The organism is Ruegeria sp. BC2 (genome assembly GCF_056539245.1).
Window position 1 is genome coordinate 88,008 of record NZ_JBQFUQ010000005.1, and the last position, 19,905, is coordinate 107,912.

Sequence of the window (19,905 nt, forward strand, 5' to 3'; positions counted from 1 at the left end):
CTTATTTTCCTGCGACGGCTACCGTACGCGGTTCATCGGACACGTCCCGCGGAGGGCGTCCGATCACGTCGCGCAGGTCGTCAAGCTCGATGAAATTGTCGGCCTGACGACGCAGCTCGTCCGAAATCATCGGCGGCTGGCTGCGGATGGTCGAGACGACCGACACGCGCACGCCCTGACGTTGCAGGCTGGCAATCAGCGGGCGGAAATCCCCATCACCCGAAAACAGCACGATATGATCCACGCGCGGCGCAAGCTCCATGGCATCGACGGTCAGTTCGATGTCCATGTTCCCCTTGACCTTACGGCGCCCCATGCTGTCGGTGTATTCCTTGGCCGGCTTGGTCACCATGGTGAAGCCGTTGTAATGCAGCCAATCGACAAGCGGACGGATCGGTGAGTATTCGTCGTTTTCTAGCAGCGCTGTGTAGTAGAAGGCTCTGAGAAGCTTGCCTCGACGCATGAATTCCTGGCGAAGCAACTTGTAATCGATGTCAAACCCCAGTGCTTTTGCGGCGGCGTACAGATTCGAGCCGTCGATGAACAGCGCAAGCCGTTCGTCCTTGTAAAACATTAATTTGTCCTTCCGGTATCGCTCAACGCGCGGAGGTGTCTGTGAGTGAAAAAAAATAAATTCGCGCATTGATGCCTTTAAAATAGGCTATTTGACCTGTATCGCAAGTATTCTCTGAACGGAATACGGGGATAAAAGTGGTCAAATCCATGTCAAAAGTGGTCGTGGCGTTGGGGGCAAATCTCACCTTGAGAGGAAACGGGCCCAAGGTGACACTCGCGCAGGCTCTCGAGGTCATGGAGGCCAAGGGGCTGGTGATTCGGGCCAAAAGCCGGCTGTTTTCGACCCCCTGCTTCCCTGCGGGCGCCGGCCCGGACTACGTGAACGCAGCCGCTGTGATCGAGACGGAACTGGATCCGCGCGGTGTTCTGGACCTGCTGCACGAGGTCGAGGCCGAGTTCGGCCGCGCCAGGGTTCAGCGTTGGGGTATGCGCACACTTGATCTTGATCTTGTCTGCTGGGACGACCGCGTTCTGCCGGACCTGGACGGATACCGCCGCTGGTTGGATTTGCCGATGGACCAGCAGGTGCGATCCGCGCCCGAACAACTGATAGTGCCGCACCCGCGCCTGCAGGACCGGGCATTCGTGCTGGTTCCAATGGCTGACGTCGCGCCCGATTGGCGCCATCCGGTGCTGGATTTGACCGTCCGGGAAATGATCGGACAGCTGCCTGCGGACGAGGTTGCCGCCGTAACCCCCCTCTGAGCCGCCAATGCTGGGCATTTCCCGCTTGTCAAGGCAGAGAATCGCGCTTAGATAAACCCCTTCCTGACACGGATTCATTTGTGGAGAGCGCCTCATGGCCCGCGTGACGGTCGAAGACTGCGTAGACAAGGTACCGAACCGGTTCGAACTGGTGATGCTTGCCGCCCATCGTGCGCGCGAGATTTCCACTGGCGGATCGATCACCGTTGACCGCGACAACGACAAGAACCCCGTCGTGGCTCTGCGCGAGATTGCCGAAGAAACCCAGACGGCGGACGAGCTGCGTGAACGTCTGATCGAGGCCAACCAGACACAGATCGAGGTCGACGAGCCCGAAGAAGATCAGATGGCGCTGTTGATGGGTGCAGAGTCGGACAAGCCGGCAGATGACGACATGTCCGAAGAGAAACTCCTGCGTGCCCTGATGGAGGCCCAGGGGCAGGGGTAAGCCCTGCAAGCGAAGGTGCGGACCGGATGATTTCTGTTGAAGACCTGATTGCGCTGGTCCGCAACTACAACCCCAAGACAAATGCCGATCGCATCGCCCGGGCCTATGAGTTCGGAATGCAGATGCATGAAGGGCAGTTCCGGCACTCGGGCGAGCCCTATTTTTCGCATCCCGTCGCAGTTGCCGCCATTCTGACCGAGCAGCGCCTGGACGATGCCACGATCATCACCGCGCTGCTGCACGACACGATCGAGGACACCAAGGCAAGCTATTCCAAGATCGCCGAACTGTTCGGTGACGAGGTGGCGATGCTGGTCGACGGCGTCACCAAGCTGACCAACCTGCAGCTTTCCAGTCGCGAAACCAAGCAGGCCGAGAACTTCCGCAAACTGTTCATGGCCATGTCCAAGGACCTGCGGGTGATCCTGGTCAAGCTGGCCGACCGCCTGCACAATATGCGCACGATCAAGGCAATGCGCCCTGAAAAGCAGGTGCAGAAAGCGCGCGAAACGATGGACATCTACGCGCCGCTGGCCGGCCGGATGGGCATGCAGTGGATGCGCGAAGAGCTTGAGGACCTGGCGTTCCGCGTCCTCAATCCCGAAGGCCGCCAGTCGATCATCCGCCGCTTCATCACGCTGCAGCGCGAAACCGGCGACGTGATTCACCGGATCACCGGCGACATGCGGCACGAGCTTGAGAAAGCGGGGATCGAGGCCGAAGTCTTTGGTCGCGCCAAGAAACCCTACTCGATATGGCGCAAGATGCAGGAAAAGGATCAGGGCTTTTCGCGCCTGTCCGACATCTATGGCTTCCGCATCATTACCCAGACCGAAGAAGACTGCTATCGCACCCTTGGGGCCATACACCAGCGCTGGCGCGCGGTGCCGGGGCGGTTCAAGGACTATATCAGCCAGCCGAAATCGAACGGTTACCGCTCGATCCATACGACGGTCTCGGGCCGTGACGGCAAGCGGGTCGAGGTGCAGATCCGTACCCGTCAGATGCATGATGTCGCCGAGACAGGTGTGGCCGCGCACTGGTCCTATCGTGACGGTGTGCGGACGGAAAACCCCTTTGCGGTCGATCCGGCCAAGTGGATCGCCAACCTGACCGAGCAGTTCGATACCGAGGAAGACCACGAAGATTTCCTCGAGGCGGTGAAGCTCGAGATGTATTCGGACCAGGTCTTCTGCTTCACCCCCAAGGGCGACGTGGTGAAACTGCCGCGCGGGGCGACCCCGATCGATTTCGCCTACGCGATCCATACGCGTATCGGCCATGCCTGTGTCGGAGCCAAGGTGGACGGTATCCGTGTGCCGCTGTGGACGCGGCTCAAGAATGGCCAATCGGTCGACATCATCACCGCCGACGGCCAGACCCCGCAGGTGACCTGGCTTGAGATTGCCGTGACCGGCAAGGCCCGCACCGCCATCCGCCGCGCCCTGCGCGAGGTTGACCGTGAACGGTTCATCAAACTGGGACGCGAACTGGTCCGCGCGGGGTTCGAACATGTTGGCCGCAAGGCGACCGACAAGGCATTGGAAACCGCCGCCAAACACCTGCGCATCAAGAACAGCGATGAGTTGCTGGCCCGCGTCGGCAGTGCCGAACTGACCGCCCATGATGTAGTGGCCGCGGTCTATCCCGACCTGACCCGCGACGAGGGCGAAGCAATCCCCTTGCGTCGCGCCGTGATCGGGCTTGAGCCGGGGCAGGGGTTTGAACGCGCGCCGTGCTGCCAGCCTTTGCCGGGCGAACGCATCGTGGGCATCACGTCTCGGGGCAAGGGCGTGGTGGTGCATTCCATCGATTGCGATCGCCTTGCCGAATTCGAGGATCAGCCGCAACGGTGGGTGAACCTTCACTGGCATACCGGCACGCACCCGGCCGCTTATGGCGCCACGTTGGAGCTGACCATCGGCAACGACGCCGGCGTGCTGGGACGTATTTGCACATTGATCGGCGAGAAAAAGGCCAATATCTCGAACCTGGAATTCGTGGACCGGAAGCCAGATTTCTATCGTCTGCTTATCAGTATCGAGGTGCGGGATCTTGAACAGCTGCATTCGCTGATGCTGATGCTCGAGGCGGAAAGTGACGTGGCTGCGGTCGAACGGTATCGGGACATGACAAGCGCTGCGGTCGCAGCTGGCTGAGAAGGGGTGATCAGGAGTGGTTTTCAAGCGCCGTGATCGCCGCTCGGTACTCCAGGTCCTGTCCGAGTTGGTCTATCCTCGCGGCGGTTGGACCCGCGCCTTCCACTATGTCAAACACCGCGTCCGTCGTCTTCCGGACTCGCCCGAACGCATTGCCCGTGGGGTAGGGGCCGGGGTGTTCGCGTCCTTCACCCCATTCTACGGCCTTCATTTTCTGGTTGCCGCGGTCTTGGCCCGGCTGCTGAACGGCAACATCCTTGCCGCCCTGAGCGGGACGTTCTTCGGCAACCCGCTGACCTACGTTCCGATCGGCGTAGTCTGCCTGCAAACTGGGCATTTCCTGCTGGGCACCGAGTACGAAGAGGGCGACACCAAGGGGCTGATGGGCAAATTTGCCAGCGCGATGGGGGACCTCAAGGATAACTTCCTGGCGATGTTTTCCGATCGGGTCGCTGACTGGCACGGGCTGTCGCAGTTTTATGACGACGTGTTCTTTCCCTACATGATCGGGGGCATCATTCCCGGCATCGTGGCCGGCGTGATCTGCACCTATATCAGCCTGCCGGTGATCCGAACCTATCAGATGCGCCGCCGCGCAAAGATCAAGGCGAAGTTCGAAGAAATCAAACGCTTGGCCGAAGCAAGCTCTGCCGTTCTCCGACCAAACCCGATAGGCTCGGGCGACGCGAACAAAAAGGATTCGAAGGATGTCTGACACCCCTCTGCGCCTGGGCGTGAATATCGACCATGTCGCCACCGTGCGCAACGCCCGTGGCGGCGCCTATCCCGACCCGCTTCGCGCCGCAAGACTTGCCGAAGAGGCCGGGGCCGACGGCATCACCGCGCACCTGCGCGAAGACCGGCGGCATATCTCGGATGCCGATATCGACGGGCTGATGGAAGTTCTTTCGGTTCCGCTGAACTTTGAAATGGCGGCTACGGATGAGATGCAGAAGATCGCTCTGCGCCACAAGCCGCACGCCGTCTGCATCGTCCCCGAGAAGCGCGAGGAACGTACCACCGAAGGTGGCCTGGAAGTCGCGCGCGAGGAAAACCGTCTGGCGCATTTCATCGCGCCGCTTCGTGACGTCGGTTGCCGGGTGTCGATCTTCATCGCCGCAGACCCCAAGCAGATCGAGGCCGCCCACCGCATCGGCGCCGAAGTGATCGAGCTGCACACTGGTGCCTATTGCGACGCCCATGCCGACGGTCGGGTGGACGATGCGGAACGCGAACTGGAGGCGCTGCGCAAGATGTCCACCTTTGCCCATTCGCTGGGCCTTGAAGTGCATGCCGGCCATGGCCTGTCCTATGACACGGTCCAGCCCGTTGCCGCCTTTCCCGAAGTGCGCGAGTTGAACATTGGTCATTTCCTGATCGGCGAGTCCATCTTCCGGGGCCTCACCCCAGCCATTCAGGAAATGCGCCGCCTGATGGATGAGGCGCGCCAATGAGCCACTGCCTTGAAGCCTCCTTCTTCTGGATCTTCCGATGCGCTTGAAAACTCCCAGGTTTCTTGTCGTCTTCGTGATCACATCGATCGCGGTCCCGGCTGTTTTGTTTGGCGTTTCGGCGGTGTTCGGAATTGACTTGTCCAGCAGTTTCCTGCCGTTCATCCCCTTTTTGGCCGCCGCGACTTTCGAAGGACACCGACAGGTTCAGACGCACCAGACCATGCCGGGCAGCGGCGACATGTGGAGCGCCGCACTATGGATGGGCATCGTCGGCATGTTGGCTAACCTGGTCATGGCTGGGCTGTTCTTTCTTGTCGTTCCAGGCATGTCCGAGGGATTGGCCGGTATCCCGGTGAACTTTTTGGTGATCGGTTTCACGATAGCCTTTGTCGTGGCGTTTCTCATTTCGCGACTATTCCTGTGGGTGGGCGCCCGGTCTGCGTTCAAGGCTCTTGAAAGGGCAAAGAAAGAGACGCACTCATGATACTCGGCATTGGTACGGATCTTGCGAATATCGAGCGCATTCAGGGCACACTCGATCGGTTCGGTGACCGGTTCCGCAACCGTGTCTTCACCGAGACCGAGCAGCGCAAGGCCGAGCGCCGGCGGGATACGGCCGGAACCTACGCCAAGCGCTGGGCCGCAAAAGAGGCGTGCTCCAAGGCGCTGGGCACGGGGCTGCGTATGGGCATCGCCTGGAAGGACATGGCAGTTACCAATCTGCGCACAGGTCAGCCCGTGATGCATGTGACCGGCTGGGCCGCCGAACGGCTGAAGGAAATGACGCCCGAAGGGCACGAGGCGATCATCCACGTCACCTTGACCGACGATCATCCATGGGCGCAGGCCTTCGTGGTGATCGAGGCGCGCCCGCTTGGTGATCCCGACGCAGCGGCCTTGACACCCCCGCGACCGCGCCGCATGTAACCCCCCGAGCCGAGCAAGGACTGGAGAGCAGTATGGCCGAGCAAGCCAAATCCGGAAACGCCATCTGGGAGACGATCAAGACCATCGTCTATGCCCTGCTGATCGCGGGCGTTTTCCGCACTCTGTTCTTTCAGCCGTTCTGGATTCCGTCGGGGTCGATGAAACCCACGCTGCTGATCGGTGATTTCCTGTTCGTCAACAAGATGGCCTATGGCTATTCCTACGCGTCCTGCCCCAGTCTGATCATCCCCAGCGTCGGCCTCGATGTCGATGCCGAGGACATCTGCGGCTGGATGGGGGGCGACAATACCCGACTGCTGGGCGGCGAACCCGAGCGGGGCGACGTCATCGTGTTCCGCCATCCGGTTTCGGGGCGCGACTACATCAAGCGCCTGATCGGCCTGCCCGGAGACAAGATTCAGATCAAGGATGGCGTGGTCTACATCAACGGCACCGAAGCCAAGCAGACCCCGGATGGCACTTTTACCGAAATCGCCGAGCCGCAAGGGCCTCAACGTCTTCGGCCCCGCTGTGAAAATGGCCCGGTCGGCGTGGGCGGCACCTGTGAAAAGACCCGGATGATCGAAACTCTGCCGGGCGGCGTGTCGCATGAAATCCTGAATATCGGCAATCAGAGCACTGACAACACGGGTGTCTACACCGTGCCGGAAGGGCACTACTTCTTCATGGGCGACAACCGTGACAATTCCAGTGACAGCCGCGTGCCGCAGGTCGCAGGCGGCGTCGGCTACGTTCCTTATGAAAACCTGATCGGTCGAGCCGACCGCATCATGTTCTCGTCCGCCGGGCGTTCGATGCTGTTTTTCTGGACTTGGCGCGGTGACCGGTTCTTCAAGGCGGTCAATTGAAGCTGTCGACCGACATGAAGGCGTTCGAAAAACGCCTTGGACACAGGTTTTCCAACCCTGAACTACTGGTTCGGGCGCTGACGCACGGGTCGGTCTCGTCTTCGACACGTCCGGACAACCAGCGGCTCGAGTTTCTGGGTGACCGTGTGCTGGGGCTTGTGATGGCCACCGCTTTGCTCGAGGCCGATCAGAAGGCCACCGAAGGCCAACTGGCCCCCCGTTTTAACGCATTGGTGCGCAAGGAAACCTGTGCCGACGTTGCCCGCCAGATCGATATCGGCGCGGTTCTGAAGCTGGGCCGGTCAGAGATGCTGTCGGGCGGGCGCCGCAAGCAGGCGCTTTTGGGCGACGCGATGGAGGCAGTTATCGCCGCGGTCTATCGCGATGCCGGTTTTGAGGCGGCGCAGAAAGTGATCCTGTCGCTGTGGGGTGACAGGATTCACACGGTCGAAGCGGATGCGCGCGATGCCAAGACATCGCTTCAGGAATGGGCGCAGGCGCGCGGGCAGAAACCGCCCGCCTATGTCGAGATTTCGCGCAGCGGCCCGGATCACGCCCCTGTTTTCACCATCGCGGCCCGCCTGCAGGACGGATCCGAGGCCCAGGCAACCGCCGGCTCCAAACGTCAGGCGGAACAGGCGGCCGCGCAGGCTCTGCTGGATCGTGTGACAAGCTGATCTCTTCGATCGCGGTGTTACCTGCTCTTGATCTGTCCGGGAATGTCCGCGAGGGCTGTCCACCTATCACGAACCACGTCTGCAACGGCTAGACCTTGCCGCTCAAACGACCCGCAAGAACCCGGTCAGCCCGGTCTTCTGGTGTTCGATCACATGGCAGTGAAAGGCCCAGTCGCCCGGATTGTCTGCGACCAGCCCGATTTCGACGACCTCGTCTTTCAACAGCAGCATGGTGTCCGTCACCAGCGGCGGCAATTCTCGCAGGTTTGATCGCAACGGCACAAAGACCAGCCCGTGCAGATGGATCGGATGCAGGTTCGGAGATTCATTGCGCAGCCTCAAGACATAGCTTTTGCCCAGTTCCAGCGTCGCCAGTGGCCCGACGTCCGCAGCAGCATCTCCGGGCCAGGGAACCCGGTTGATCGACCAGAAATTGTATCCAAGAGACCCGCAGAACCCATTGTCCGGCAGTTCACCTTCTGGCGTCCAGCCGAAGACGAATTCGTGCACCTGAGCGTTGCCGAGATCGGGCAGGGCGACCGGGTTCTTCGGCAAAGGCTTCAGTTCTCTCAGGCCCCGGTGCGCGGATCGCCCGACCGATCGCAGGCTGGCCATCGTCCTCAAGGGCTGACCGGGCAGTTTGGCCACAAGGTCGACCTGCGCCCCTTCGCCGTCTGGCATCGCAACGGCAAAGTCCACACGCTGACCGGGGCCCACCAGCAAGGGATCATCTGCACTCGGCATCGGCAGTTCGGCGGTGACCGGGTGACCGTCCCACGCGATGATCTGCGCGTTTCCGCCCGTCAGGTGCAATTTGTAGATCCGGGTCGTATCCGAATTGAGCAGTCGCAGCCGCACGAGGCTGCCGGCAGAGTGGTCATAGACTGGATGCTGGTGCCAGTTCGCGGTCTGCACATTGCCGAAAGTTCCGGCTCTGGCCGCGCCCCGCTGGGTGTAGGCGGGCAGAAATGCCCCCGTCTCGTCCAGGCGAAAGTCTCGCAGGTTGATCACTTGCTCGCTGTCGAACCCGACGTCTTCAGGCCCGGCGATGACCATCACTCCGGTCAGGCCGTGCGCCATCTGCTCCATCGTCATGCAGTGCGGGTGATACCAGTAGGTTCCGGCGTCTGGGGGTGTGAACTCGTAGGTGAAGCTTTCGTTTTGTCCCAGCGGCATCTGGGTCAAATAAGGCACGCCATCCATATCATTGCGGATGCGCATCCCGTGCCAGTGCATCGAGGTATAATCGGACAGAGTGTTTTTGACCGTCAGTCTCATCGCTTCACCCTGACGTCCAAAAAGGATGGGCGGAGGAGCGTCGGGGCTCAGGCTGACCAATCCGTGCGTAGGCTGGTCTCGAAACATGTAACTGGCGCTTTGAACCACCAGTTCCTGATCGGAGCTATTGGACGCGAATGCAAGTCCACCCAAGCCCGCGGCCCCCATTGCGGCGCCGCCCGATAAAAGAAACTCCCGTCGTTTCATGCCTGATCCTCAAGATGCGGGTCGCGGCCTGGCTGGGATCGGCTTGGCCTGTGCGCCTGTCCTGCCATTCCTGTACCGGCCCGGCAATGCGACAAATGCCTCTGGCCCGCTGTGCCTTTCTGCGATAGGGATGCGCACTTGAAAACAGGATCACCACACAATGACGACACGCGCCGGATTCATCGCCCTGATCGGAGAGCCCAATGCAGGCAAATCCACCCTTCTGAACCGCATGGTCGGGGCCAAGGTCTCGATCGTGACGCACAAGGTGCAGACAACGCGTGCCCGGATCCGCGGCGTCGCCATGGAGGGTGATGCGCAACTGGTCTTCGTCGATACGCCGGGCCTGTTCAAACCCCGCCGCCGGCTTGACCGCGCGATGGTCGCGGCGGCCTGGGGCGGCGCGGCCGATGCCGACATCATCGTGCTGATGGTCGAAGCGCATCGCGGTATCACCGAAGGCGTCGAGCGCATCCTGGATGGCCTGTCCGAGATCGCGCAGGGCCGTAAGGTGGCACTGGCGATCAACAAGATCGACCGGGTCGAAGCCCCCGCGCTGCTGTCACTGACTCGCGACCTGAATGACCGCTTCTCCTTTGCCGAAACCTTCATGATCTCGGCCGAGAAGGGCCACGGCGTCGAGGACCTGCGTGCCTGGCTGGCCCAGCATCTGCCCGAAGGCCCCTGGCTTTATCCCGAAGACCAGATCGCCGATCTGCCGCTGCGCATGATCGCGGCCGAGATCACGCGCGAGAAGCTGACCCTGCGCCTGCACCAGGAGCTGCCCTATCAGCTGACGGTCGAGACCGAGAACTGGGAAGAGCGCAAGGATGGTTCGGCTAGGATCGACCAGATCATCTATGTCATGCGCGACGGCCACAAGGGCATCGTGCTGGGCAAGCGCGGCGAGACGATCAAGGCCGTCAGCCAGTCGGCCCGGGCCGAGTTGGAGGAATTCCTGGACCGCAAGGTCCACCTGTTCCTGCAGGTGAAGGTCCGGCCCAACTGGCTGGAAGAGGCCGAGCGCTACTCGGAAATGGGGCTGGACTTCAAAGACGGCAACGCATGACCCGCCTGACGGCCGAGTTCTGGGTCCACGCCTATCTGGCCCGGCTGCGCCTGCACGAGATCCCGGCCTTTGTCGTGGCGCATGGCGACGACACCGCCGGCGCGGTTCTGGTCAAGCTCAACACGCTCGACGGAAATGCCATCGCCTTTCAGCGCAGCTTCGACCTGCTCAGCGGCGCGCGCAAATGGATCGAACTCGCCAAAGGCCCCGAGGCCGAGGTGGACGAGGCCATTGCCCGTCAGCGCAGCTTTGACCCCGACCTCTGGGTGATCGAGGTCGAAGACCGGCAGGGCCGGCATCTGTTGAACGAGGAAGGGCTGGACTAGGGCTGCCTTACCACAAAGGCGACAGCGCCAGCCAGACGCCCGCGAACATGGCGATCCCGCCCAGGTTCACCCAGATATGCCAGATCGCATAGCGGTAGGGCAGCATCTTGCGGGCGTAGAACGCGGTTCCGATCACATAGCAACCCGACCCGGCCAGAATGCACCACAACGTCGCCACCGGTACGCCCCGCAGGTCGGGCAGGGCCAGCAGCCCCAGCGCGCCCAACCCCAGGTAGGATGCCGTCGACCAGCGCGATTTCACTGTCTCGTTGGTGATCTTGTTCCAGACCGCCACCGCCGTCAGCGCCCAACACACCACCAGCAGGCCCAGGGTCCAGGTCGTGCCAGCCAGAACGAAGAACGGTGTGAAGGTGCCTGTTATGCTGGGGTAGATCGCCGCGTGATCAATGCGCCGCAGCAGTGTGCGCCGCTCGTGCAGCGGTAGAAAGTGATAAGCCCAGGACGCCAGGTTCGACGCCAGCGCACACAAGACGTAAACCACGACGGCGGCCACCAACGCGGCTTGCAGATGGGTTGCCGCCTTAGCCACCAGCAAGCCGCCCGCAATCAAGATCAACGCCAGACCCACTGCATGCACTGTCATGTCCGCGCGGCGGAAGGCAGGGTTGAAACTGGGAAAGGTCGCGTCGGTCATGTCTGGTCTCGTGGCTGCCAGTTCTGGGTAATATCGCCCCGGGTCCAAGTCCACAATTCCGGCACGTCAGTCGGCGTCCTTCGATTGAATTTGCTTCTTTCCGCGCCGCGCTCTACCGTCGCGGTCCGACGCGACCTCAAGGCAACCCAAGGGCCCCGCATGGACTGGCGCGACCATGGCATTCTTCTGACCGCCCGCCGCCACGGCGAAACCGCGGCCATCATCGAGGTGTTCACCGAAGCCCATGGCCGACACGCGGGCGTGGTGCGCGGGGGTGCCAGCCGCAAGATCGCGCCCATCCTGCAACCCGGCGCGCAGTTGGACGTGCTGTGGCGGGCGCGGCTGCAGGAACATATCGGCACCTTCCAGGTCGAGCCGTTGCGCTCGCGCGCGGCGGCGGCGTTTTCGGGGCGGCTGGCCCTGTCGGGGCTGAACGCGGTCGTGGCGCTGCTGTCCTTCTGCTTGCCCGAACGCGAACCGCACCCCGGCATCTATCGACAGACGGAACAGCTGATGGATCTGCTGGGCCAGGACGAGATCTGGCCGCTGGCTTACCTGCGCTGGGAACTGGCCCTGCTTGAAGAACTGGGTTTTGGGCTGGATCTGACCCGCTGCGCCGTGACCGGCACGACCGAGGGGCTAGCCTATGTCTCGCCCAAGACCGGCCGGGCGGTCAGCGCCGAAGGCGCCGGGGATTGGGCCGACCGCCTGCTGCCTCTGCCGCCGGTGCTGCGCGGGCAGGGGGCCGCCCCGGATGACGAGATCGCTGCCGGGCTGCGCACGACCGGCTATTTCCTGGCGCATCGCGTGGCGCCATCGCTGGGTCACACGCCGCTGCCCGAGGCCCGCGCCCGCTTTGTCGATCAGTTCACTCGGCGGCTCTGAACACCATCTCGTGCCCGTCCTCGTTGCGCAGGATCAGCACGTCGCCCGACACCTCGGACTGCGTCATCGCCAGCAGCGCTGCGAAATAGAACCCTTCGGCCTCAAGCCCGGCGCAGGCGGCGCGGGTGGCGGTCAGGTCGGTGATCTCGAACCACGGATAGGGCGCGTTCAATGTGCCCGAGTAGCTGTTGCAGGGCGCGTTTCCGGCAATCTTGCCTTCCTCGGGAAAGCGCAGCAGGGCGCTGGCCTCATAGGGCTGGCCGTTCACCTCCTGCAGCTCCCAGGTGCGGTCGGCCGCGCCATAGGCGGCGACGCTCTCGTCGCGGTCGCATTGCAGCAGGGCAAGGGCGGGCAGGATCAGGCTCAGGCGCAGCATGAGGGTTTTCTATCCTGACTTGGCGTCATTGCGCCAGCAGTTCGGCGCGCACTTCCATCCGGGGGCGCCAGTTGTAGCGTGTGTCCTCGCGTACTGGCGCCCAGAACAGGTCACCCCCGTTGCGCCAGCCGTCCAGCACGATCGCGTCATTGGGCCCATCGCCTTTGGCACTGATCGCGGCGGAATGGTGGATGATCCGAAACGGGGTCGGCGGCGAAGTGATCCAGTGCAGGTCCAGCGTGCGGAAGTTCTCTTGCCGCAGCCGCTTGAGCATGTCCTCGGCCCAGTCATTGCACAGCCCGCGCTCGCGAAAACCGTTGATGACCTTGGCGTTGTGGATGATCGCCGGATCGGTGACCCGGTACTCGGCCTTCAGCTGCAGCGCATAGTCATGGGCGATCTGCGCCGCGCGGGCGGCTTCCTGCGGATCGACATCAGGGCCGAGGTTCTGAATGGCGCGGGTCAGACCGGCAACATCGCCCGAGGGTGTCCCGGACGGCGTGCTGCATCCTGCAAACAAGAGGCCAAGAACAAGGATTAGAAGGCGCGCCATGGTTTCTCCGCAAGGCTTGTTCGGGCATCTACATTGCGGCGGCGCAGCATGATGCGGTTCGCAGGCTACTTAGCCGAAACCGGTGCCGGAACCCAAGGCATATTTTGTTCTCCGCCGGAGCGTACGGTCGAGATCAGGGATGAACAATCCGGAAGATCGGGGCCCGAGAACCTGTTTGATCTGTAAAAACAAAAGACCCGGCGCTGGGCCGGGTCAAGTTGGGGAAACCGCGACGGGCGGGCGCTCAGGCCAGCAGACGCCGCGCGATGACTTGCGCCTGGATCTCGGCGGCGCCTTCAAAGATGTTCAGGATGCGGGCGTCACACAGCACCCGGCTGATCTTGTATTCCAGTGCAAAGCCGTTGCCGCCGTGAATCTGCAACCCGTTGTCGGCCGCGGCCCAGGCGACGCGCGCGCCCAGCAGCTTGGCCATCCCGGCCTCCAGGTCGCAGCGGTGGCCGTTGTCCTTCTCCCAGGCGCTGAAATAGGTCAGCTGGCGGGCGATCATGATCTCGACCGCCATCATGGCCAGCTTGCCCGATACGCGCGGGAAGTTGATCAGGGCCTTGCCGAATTGCTTGCGTTCCTGCGCGTATTGCATGGCGATGTCCAGTGCGCTTTGGGCCACGCCGATGGCGCGGGCGGCGGTCTGGATGCGCGCGGATTCGAAGGTTTCCATGAGCTGCTTGAAGCCCTTGCCTTCCTCGCCGCCCAGCAGGTTCTCGCCCTTGACGTGGAAGCCGTCGAAGGCCAGCTCGTATTCCTTCATGCCGCGATAGCCCAGCACTTCGATCTCACCGCCGGTCATGCCGGGGGTCGGGAAGGGGTTGTCGTCGGTGCCGGGCGTCTTTTCGGCCAGGAACATCGACAACCCGCGATGGTCGGTGGTTTCGGGATCGGTGCGTGCCAGCAGCGTCATCACATGGGTGCGCGCGGCATGGGTAATCCAGGTCTTGTTGCCGGTGATCTGGTAGTCGCCGTTCTCGTCCTTGACCGCGCGGGTGCGCAGGCTGCCAAGGTCCGAGCCGGTGTTGGGTTCGGTGAACACGGCCGTCGGCAGGATCTCGGCGCTGGCGATCTTGGGCAGCCATTGGGCCTTTTGGTCGTCGGTGCCGCCCGCGATGATCAACTCGGCCGCGATCTCGGACCGGGTGCCAAGGCTGCCGACGCCGATATACCCGCGCGACAGTTCTTCGGAGACCACGCACATCGACGCCTTGGACAGGCCGAACCCGCCGTATTCCTCGGGGATGGTCAGGCCGAATACGCCCATCTCGGCCAGTTCCTCGATGATTTCCATCGGGATCAGCTCGTCCTTGAGGTGCCATTCATGGGCGTTTGGCTCGACCCGATCCAGCGCATAGCGGCGGAACTGCTCGCGGATCATCTCGAGCTCTTCGTCAAGGCCCGAGGCGCCGAACATGGTGGCTCCGGATTGGTCATGCATCAGCTGAACCAGACGGCTGCGCGCGGCCTGGCTATTGGCCTGTGCCATCAGAGTCTGCACCTCGGCGCATTGAAAGCCCGACAGCGCATCCCAGCCCAGCCCCAGATCCTGCAGGCGCACGACCTCACCCTGGTTCATCGGGATGCCGCCGGCGACCTGGTGCAGATATTCGCCAAAGGCGATCTGGTGCAGCAACTGTTCCATCTCGCCGAACTTGCCCTGGGCGTCCAGCGCCTCGGCCCATTTCTGCATCTGCTGCAGCGACTGGTTGTAGGTCGCCAGCCAAGCCAGCCCATGCGCGGCGGTCTGGTGCGCCTCGACCAAAGCGCCCGAGACGCGACCCTCGGCCGAGACCATCTCGCGCACCGCATCGCGCGCCCGCTCAAAGACGGACTGAACCGCCGGCAGCGCGGCCCCCGTCAGGGTCAGAAGATCAGGCAGAACCGGCTGAGAAGTCATGTTCGTCATATCTTGTCCGTCATGGGCCATGAATCACGTCCTTTGCTGGGTTGTCTGGTCATATCATGCTGCAACTGCAGCGCAACAAAAATTCACAGAATGCGTCGAAAAGGTCCAAAAATTACGTAACGAATTTTGCGATGCAGAGAAAATCTGCGGTGATATGTAGGGGTAATGGATCTGTTTTCTTTGATGTCCCTGCCCGAACTCTGCCTTGCCTTCGCGGTCGCCTTTCTGGCCGGAGCGGTGAAAGGCATGGTCGGTTTCGCCATGCCGATGGTCCTGATTTCGGGGCTCAGCATGATGCTGCCGCCCCAGCTTGCGCTGGCCGGGTTGATCCTGCCAACGGTTGTGACGAACGGGATCCAGGCCTTGAGAGAAGGACGCGCGGCAGCGATGTCTTCGATCCGGCAGTTCCGGATCTTTCTTTCCGTCGGGCTGGTTTTTCTGTTGGGGAGCGCTCAACTGATCAGCCTAGTTCCATCGCAGGCTTTCCTTCTGATGATCGGAATTCCCGTCACGTTCTTTGCCACGATCCAACTGCTGGGCGTGAAACTGAGCCTGTCTGAACAATCGCCGAAGATCGAGGCCGCAGTCGGTGCGGTTACCGGGTTCATTGGCGGCATATCAGGCGTTTGGGGACCTCCGACCGTTGCCTATCTGACTGCGCTGAATACCCCCAAATCTGAACAATTGCGCATTCAGGGTGTGATCTATGGCTTGGGAGCCTTGGCTCTGGTCGTGGCGCATATTGGATCAGGCGTGTTGCGGGCTGAAACCGTGCCGTTTTCGGCTGCGCTGACCCTTCCGGCTTTGGCCGGCATGTGGCTGGGTTTGCGGATGCATAATCGGATCGATCAGGCCACGTTCCGCAAGGCGACTTTGTTGGTTCTGATGATCGCAGGTGCGAACTTGCTGCGCAGGGGGGTGTTCGGTTGAACGCTCAACCTTTACGCTCAAAGTAGCGGAAGGCAAAAAACAGTCCGAACATCAGGAACAGCAGTCCCGACAGATCGCCGATCAAAAAGGCAAAATACTCGGCCGTCGCGCTGCCAAAAGCCAGGTTGGTCAGGCCGGACACCAGGATTGACGTGATGACCCCGACCCCCATGATGCAGGCCCAGCAGGGCGCGCGATCAGCGGCGGGAAACAGATCCCATCCCAGCCATTTCAACAAATAGAATACGGCCGGCGCCGTCGTGACCGCAATCAAGATGGCCAGCAGGCGGCTTGTCAAAAAAACGTCCGAGCCACCGAGTGTCGCGAAAACCAGAAAGACACCGGGCAGCATGGCCAGTATCGCACGCCACCCCAAGAGCCACGCCGCAAGGACCCGCACGCCGTGCGGAAGAAACAACAGGCTGGCGCGGCTGGGGTACTCTGGAAAGAACACGTTCTGCATGGGCATCAAAACCCAAAATGTCAGAAACGATGCGCCGATATAGGCCAAAGAAGCGTAAAACGTGTCAGAGGCCCACGATCGCATCACGTCATGCTTCTTTCAGGATTGCTCAGCGGTCAACGCGGGGCGTTGACGACATACCGTCCCCGGTTGGCGTTCCCGCTTTGGGACAAGTAGCCCTTCTGTACCAGCGACTTGAGGGCGCGGAAGAAGGTCGGGCGCGAAATGCTTTGCACCAAAGTGTGCTCGATCAGGCCATAGGTCCGGACTTCGCGCGAGTCTTTCGACAATTCGTCGGCCGCGTAATAAATGTCACGCTCTACCGGAGAAAGCTCTTCGAGCCCCAACGTGCGTTCCATGCTCTGCATCAACTTGCGCAGTTCCGCCAGTTTCGAGATCTCGGTCATTTCCATTCCTGATTTTACCAGTGCCACCAGTTGATATCCGCTTGGTCAAATGACCCATGATAGTCGCCTATCACACGGCATATCTCATGTTGACACTCATCCCCTTGATAATACACTACCGCCTTGATTAGGCTGCTCATCTTGCGAGTGTGAGTGTCCGCGCGCGAGCTGCCCAAAGGTTTTTTCAGTCTCGGCCCGGTGCATTTTGCGCCGGGCTATTTCCTTGTAATGGGTCCTTGATTTACTGCATGATTTTTAGGCGGGCAACGAATTTGTTCATGCCAATGTCACATTACAACTGCAGGAAGAACAAATAACTGCAAGGACCCGTTATTGTGCGCGCAGGGGCACGCAACCGCGCCCCTGCATGTCGGTTCAGCCGATTGCGACGGCTTTGATGTCTTCGTCGATGAACGGCAAATACTGTTCAAAGTTCTCGGCAAACATGTGCACCAGCTTTTCCGCCTGTTTGTCGAAAGCGGCCTGATCGTCCCATGTGCGACGCGGATCCAACAGAACTTCGGGCACGCCGGGGACCGTCACCGGAACGTCGAAGCCGAAATTGGCGTCCTTGCGATACTCGGCATCGGCCAGCGACCCGTCCAGTGCGGCCGTCAGCAGGGCACGCGTGGCCTTGATCGGCATCCGGCTGCCAACGCCGTATGCGCCGCCGGTCCAGCCGGTATTGACCAGCCAGCAGGTTGCGCCGTGCTGGGCGATCTTGTCGCGCAGCAGCTTGCCGTATTCCTCGGGGCGGCGCGGCATGAACGGGGCGCCGAAACAGGTCGAGAAGGTGGGTTGCGGCTCGGTCACGCCGCGTTCGGTTCCGGCAACCTTCGAGGTGAAGCCCGACAGGAAGTGGTACATCGCCTGCGCCGGGGTCAGCCGCGCGATTGGCGGCAGCACGCCGAAGGCATCACAGGTCAGCATGATGATGTTTTTCGGGTGCCCGCCCAGCGCCGTCTTGGAGGCGTTCGAAATGTATTCCAGCGGGTAGGCGCACCGCATGTTCGCGGTCAGGCTGTCATCGTTGAAATCCAGTTTCAGGGTCTCGGGATCGAAGACCATGTTCTCGATCACCGTGCCGAACTTCGACGTGGTCGCGTAGATCTCGGGTTCCGCTTCGGCGCTCAGATTGATGGTCTTGGCATAGCATCCGCCTTCGAAGTTGAAGGTCCCGCGATCCGACCAGCCGTGCTCGTCGTCGCCGATCAGAACACGTGCCGGATCAGCCGAAAGCGTGGTCTTTCCGGTGCCGGACAGGCCGAAGAAAACGGCGGTGTCGACGGGGTTGCCCACCGCATGGTTGGCCGAGCAATGCATCGGCATCACGCCTTTTTCCGGCAGCAGGTAGTTCAGAAGCGTAAACACGGACTTCTTGTTCTCGCCCGCGTATTCGGTGCCGCCGATGAGAATCAGTTTGCGGTCAAAGTTCAGCGCGATCACCGTTTCGCTTCGGCAATCGTGCTTTTTCGGGTCCGCCTGGAAACTAGGGCAGTTGATGATGGTGTAATCTGCGATGAATTCGTCCAGGTCCTCGCGGTCCGGGCGACGCAGCAGGTGCCGGATGAACAGGTTGTGCCAGGCCAGTTCCGTAACCATGCGCACATTGATCGCATAGGCAGGATCCGCGCCGCCAACCAGATCCTGAACGAAATAGTCCTTGCCTTTCATATGGGCCAGCATGTCGGCGTACAGCGCGTCAAAGCCATCGGGGCTCATTTCCGCGTTGTTTTCCCACCAGATGCTTTCCGCCACGCTTTCGGTCCGGACGACGTGCTTGTCCTTGGGGGACCGGCCCGTGAACTTGCCGGTGGACACCAGAAACGCTCCGCCATTGCCCAGCGTGCCTTCATTCCGCTTGAGCGCTTTTTGAATCAGCGCCGGCTCCATCAAGTTGTAATAGACATTGCCCAGCCCCTCGATGCCTTGATCTTCGAGGCGGAACTGCGGGTTTACCCGTCCAAATGTCATTCGTGTCTTCTCCTGTGGCGGCGCTGCGGCGGTTGGGGCCGTCTGCGCTCATGAGGCGTAGTGCCGGTTAGTCCGACGAATAAGGGCCTCATATCACGGCCGTTTAGGGCATGAACAGGACGGTTTGGCACAGTTAGCGCAACCAAGGCCGGGTTTAGCGCAACCAAGATTTTCCGGTCGGAAAACCCGGGCACTTTCGGAAGCGCAGGACGACCTTTTTGTCGCAGGATCGTGAACAATGTGGCGCGATTCGTACATCCGGATTGATTCGCGGCCTTAAAAAAGCCAAGAATGCCCTACAAAAAGCAAAAATATATCGTGAGTGAGCAGGTAAAGGGGCAGCCCGATGTCTAAGATTGCACTGGTGGATGACGATCGGAACATTCTGACGTCTGTATCCATGACGCTCGAGGCCGAAGGGTTCGAGGTCGAAACCTACAATGACGGGCAGGCAGCCCTTGATGCGTTCAACAAGAAACTGCCGGATATGGCGGTTCTGGACATCAAGATGCCCCGCATGGACGGCATGGATCTGCTGCAGCGGCTGCGGCAGAAAACCCAGATGCCGGTGATTTTCCTCACCTCGAAAGACGATGAGATCGACGAGGTTCTGGGCCTGCGCATGGGCGCGGATGACTATGTGAAGAAGCCGTTCTCTCAACGCCTTCTGGTTGAACGCATCCGTGCGCTGTTGCGCCGTCAGGAAGCGACCGACGGGGATGCGTCGGCTGCAACCACCGGGGACGCAAAGGTGATGGAGCGCGGCGACCTGCGAATGGACCCCCTGCGTCACGCGGTCAGCTGGAAGGGGGCCGATGTTTCGCTGACGGTCACGGAATTCCTGCTGCTGCAGGCCTTGGCGCAACGCCCCGGCTTCGTCAAAAGCCGCGATCAGCTGATGGATGTCGCATATGATGATCAGGTCTATGTCGACGACCGGACCATCGACAGCCACATCAAGCGTCTGCGCAAGAAGATGCGTGCGGCTGATCCCGAGTTTTCGGCTATCGAAACGCTGTACGGTATCGGGTACCGTTACAACGAGGAATAAG

Annotated in this window: 23 protein-coding genes; 14 read left to right on the plus strand and 9 right to left on the minus strand. The window is 61.3% G+C overall.

The window, feature by feature from the left end; all coding sequences use genetic code 11:
• Nucleotide 1: 1 nt before the first annotated feature.
• A complete protein-coding gene (locus ACR0CU_RS17530; protein ID WP_093965260.1) occupies nucleotides 2–574 on the minus strand; it encodes a LabA-like NYN domain-containing protein in 573 nt (190 codons plus the stop codon).
• Between the two features lie 149 nt (nucleotides 575–723).
• On the opposite strand from ACR0CU_RS17530, the gene folK reads away from it, so the two are divergent.
• The 9 genes from folK (at nucleotide 724) to rnc (ending at nucleotide 7,815) form a co-directional block, all read left to right on the plus strand.
• Nucleotides 724–1,281, plus strand: a complete 558-nt coding sequence (gene folK / locus ACR0CU_RS17535; RefSeq protein ID WP_170342677.1) for a 2-amino-4-hydroxy-6-hydroxymethyldihydropteridine diphosphokinase — start codon at nucleotides 724–726, stop codon at nucleotides 1,279–1,281.
• Nucleotides 1,282–1,375: 94 nt separating this feature from the next.
• Nucleotides 1,376–1,729 carry a DNA-directed RNA polymerase subunit omega gene (rpoZ, locus tag ACR0CU_RS17540; protein WP_170343419.1) on the plus strand — a complete coding sequence of 118 codons (354 nt, stop codon included), beginning with the start codon at nucleotides 1,376–1,378 and terminating at the stop codon, nucleotides 1,727–1,729.
• 26 nt (nucleotides 1,730–1,755) lie between these two features.
• Entirely contained in the window at nucleotides 1,756–3,888 is a 2,133-nt protein-coding gene (locus ACR0CU_RS17545; RefSeq protein ID WP_170343420.1) for a RelA/SpoT family protein, read from the plus strand.
• Between the two features lie 16 nt (nucleotides 3,889–3,904).
• Nucleotides 3,905–4,603 (plus strand): DUF2062 domain-containing protein, encoded by a 699-nt coding sequence (locus ACR0CU_RS17550; RefSeq protein WP_170372725.1) that lies wholly within the window; start codon nucleotides 3,905–3,907, stop codon nucleotides 4,601–4,603.
• A complete protein-coding gene (locus ACR0CU_RS17555) occupies nucleotides 4,596–5,342 on the plus strand; it encodes a pyridoxine 5'-phosphate synthase (protein ID WP_170372727.1) in 747 nt (248 codons plus the stop codon). The genes ACR0CU_RS17550 and ACR0CU_RS17555 overlap by 8 nt, the downstream gene beginning before the upstream one ends.
• Nucleotides 5,343–5,379: 37 nt before the next feature.
• Nucleotides 5,380–5,826, plus strand: a complete 447-nt coding sequence (locus tag ACR0CU_RS17560; protein WP_480643539.1) for an ABZJ_00895 family protein — start codon at nucleotides 5,380–5,382, stop codon at nucleotides 5,824–5,826.
• Nucleotides 5,823–6,269, plus strand: a complete 447-nt coding sequence (gene acpS, locus ACR0CU_RS17565) for a holo-ACP synthase (protein WP_093965271.1) — start codon at nucleotides 5,823–5,825, stop codon at nucleotides 6,267–6,269. The genes ACR0CU_RS17560 and acpS overlap by 4 nt, the downstream gene beginning before the upstream one ends.
• Nucleotides 6,270–6,301: 32 nt before the next feature.
• On the plus strand, nucleotides 6,302–7,138 hold the full coding sequence (gene lepB, locus ACR0CU_RS17570) for a signal peptidase I (protein ID WP_170342658.1): 837 nt from the start codon (nucleotides 6,302–6,304) through the stop codon (nucleotides 7,136–7,138).
• Nucleotides 7,135–7,815 (plus strand): ribonuclease III, encoded by a 681-nt coding sequence (gene rnc / locus ACR0CU_RS17575; protein WP_170373281.1) that lies wholly within the window; start codon nucleotides 7,135–7,137, stop codon nucleotides 7,813–7,815. The genes lepB and rnc overlap by 4 nt, the downstream gene beginning before the upstream one ends.
• A gap of 102 nt (nucleotides 7,816–7,917) precedes the next feature.
• On the opposite strand, the gene ACR0CU_RS17580 is transcribed toward rnc, so the two are convergent.
• On the minus strand, nucleotides 7,918–9,300 hold the full coding sequence (locus ACR0CU_RS17580) for a multicopper oxidase family protein (RefSeq protein ID WP_480643542.1): 1,383 nt from the start codon (nucleotides 9,298–9,300) through the stop codon (nucleotides 7,918–7,920).
• A gap of 160 nt (nucleotides 9,301–9,460) precedes the next feature.
• On the opposite strand from ACR0CU_RS17580, the gene era reads away from it, so the two are divergent.
• Both era and ACR0CU_RS17590 read left to right on the plus strand, forming a co-directional pair.
• Nucleotides 9,461–10,369 carry a GTPase Era gene (gene era, locus ACR0CU_RS17585; protein ID WP_170448887.1) on the plus strand — a complete coding sequence of 303 codons (909 nt, stop codon included), beginning with the start codon at nucleotides 9,461–9,463 and terminating at the stop codon, nucleotides 10,367–10,369.
• Nucleotides 10,366–10,695 carry a DUF1491 family protein gene (locus tag ACR0CU_RS17590; RefSeq protein ID WP_170448889.1) on the plus strand — a complete coding sequence of 110 codons (330 nt, stop codon included), beginning with the start codon at nucleotides 10,366–10,368 and terminating at the stop codon, nucleotides 10,693–10,695. Before era ends, ACR0CU_RS17590 begins: the two co-directional genes overlap by 4 nt.
• A 7-nt stretch (nucleotides 10,696–10,702) precedes the next feature.
• On the opposite strand, the gene trhA is transcribed toward ACR0CU_RS17590, so the two are convergent.
• Complete coding sequence (gene trhA, locus ACR0CU_RS17595) at nucleotides 10,703–11,350, minus strand: PAQR family membrane homeostasis protein TrhA (protein WP_170448891.1); 648 nt, start codon at nucleotides 11,348–11,350, stop codon at nucleotides 10,703–10,705.
• 159 nt (nucleotides 11,351–11,509) lie between these two features.
• Between trhA and recO the strand changes: the two genes are divergently transcribed.
• The gene (gene recO / locus ACR0CU_RS17600) at nucleotides 11,510–12,235 is read left to right on the plus strand and encodes a DNA repair protein RecO (protein ID WP_170448893.1); all 726 of its coding nucleotides are present in this window, start codon (nucleotides 11,510–11,512) and stop codon (nucleotides 12,233–12,235) included.
• Here recO and ACR0CU_RS17605 read toward each other — a convergent pair.
• From ACR0CU_RS17605 to ACR0CU_RS17615, 3 genes are all read right to left on the minus strand, one after another.
• Complete coding sequence (locus ACR0CU_RS17605; protein ID WP_170448895.1) at nucleotides 12,219–12,611, minus strand: META domain-containing protein; 393 nt, start codon at nucleotides 12,609–12,611, stop codon at nucleotides 12,219–12,221. The two genes, recO and ACR0CU_RS17605, sit on opposite strands and share 17 nt — an antisense overlap.
• A gap of 25 nt (nucleotides 12,612–12,636) precedes the next feature.
• Entirely contained in the window at nucleotides 12,637–13,164 is a 528-nt protein-coding gene (locus ACR0CU_RS17610; protein WP_170448897.1) for a hypothetical protein, read from the minus strand.
• Nucleotides 13,165–13,408: 244 nt separating this feature from the next.
• Complete coding sequence (locus ACR0CU_RS17615; protein ID WP_480643545.1) at nucleotides 13,409–15,100, minus strand: acyl-CoA dehydrogenase family protein; 1,692 nt, start codon at nucleotides 15,098–15,100, stop codon at nucleotides 13,409–13,411.
• Between the two features lie 144 nt (nucleotides 15,101–15,244).
• On the opposite strand from ACR0CU_RS17615, the gene ACR0CU_RS17620 reads away from it, so the two are divergent.
• The gene (locus ACR0CU_RS17620; protein ID WP_480643547.1) at nucleotides 15,245–16,009 is read left to right on the plus strand and encodes a sulfite exporter TauE/SafE family protein; all 765 of its coding nucleotides are present in this window, start codon (nucleotides 15,245–15,247) and stop codon (nucleotides 16,007–16,009) included.
• Nucleotides 16,010–16,013: 4 nt separating this feature from the next.
• Here the strand turns inward: ACR0CU_RS17620 and ACR0CU_RS17625 are convergent, their stop codons facing one another.
• From ACR0CU_RS17625 to ACR0CU_RS17635, 3 genes are all read right to left on the minus strand, one after another.
• Entirely contained in the window at nucleotides 16,014–16,556 is a 543-nt protein-coding gene (locus tag ACR0CU_RS17625) for a hypothetical protein (protein ID WP_254430024.1), read from the minus strand.
• A 32-nt stretch (nucleotides 16,557–16,588) separates the two neighbouring features.
• The gene (locus ACR0CU_RS17630) at nucleotides 16,589–16,906 is read right to left on the minus strand and encodes a hypothetical protein (RefSeq protein WP_480643549.1); all 318 of its coding nucleotides are present in this window, start codon (nucleotides 16,904–16,906) and stop codon (nucleotides 16,589–16,591) included.
• A gap of 348 nt (nucleotides 16,907–17,254) precedes the next feature.
• The gene (locus ACR0CU_RS17635) at nucleotides 17,255–18,853 is read right to left on the minus strand and encodes a phosphoenolpyruvate carboxykinase (RefSeq protein WP_480643551.1); all 1,599 of its coding nucleotides are present in this window, start codon (nucleotides 18,851–18,853) and stop codon (nucleotides 17,255–17,257) included.
• A 346-nt stretch (nucleotides 18,854–19,199) separates the two neighbouring features.
• Here ACR0CU_RS17635 and ACR0CU_RS17640 point away from each other — a divergent pair, with 346 nt between their 5' ends.
• Entirely contained in the window at nucleotides 19,200–19,904 is a 705-nt protein-coding gene (locus ACR0CU_RS17640; RefSeq protein WP_093965290.1) for a response regulator transcription factor, read from the plus strand.
• The last annotated feature ends 1 nt before the right edge of the window (nucleotide 19,905 follow it).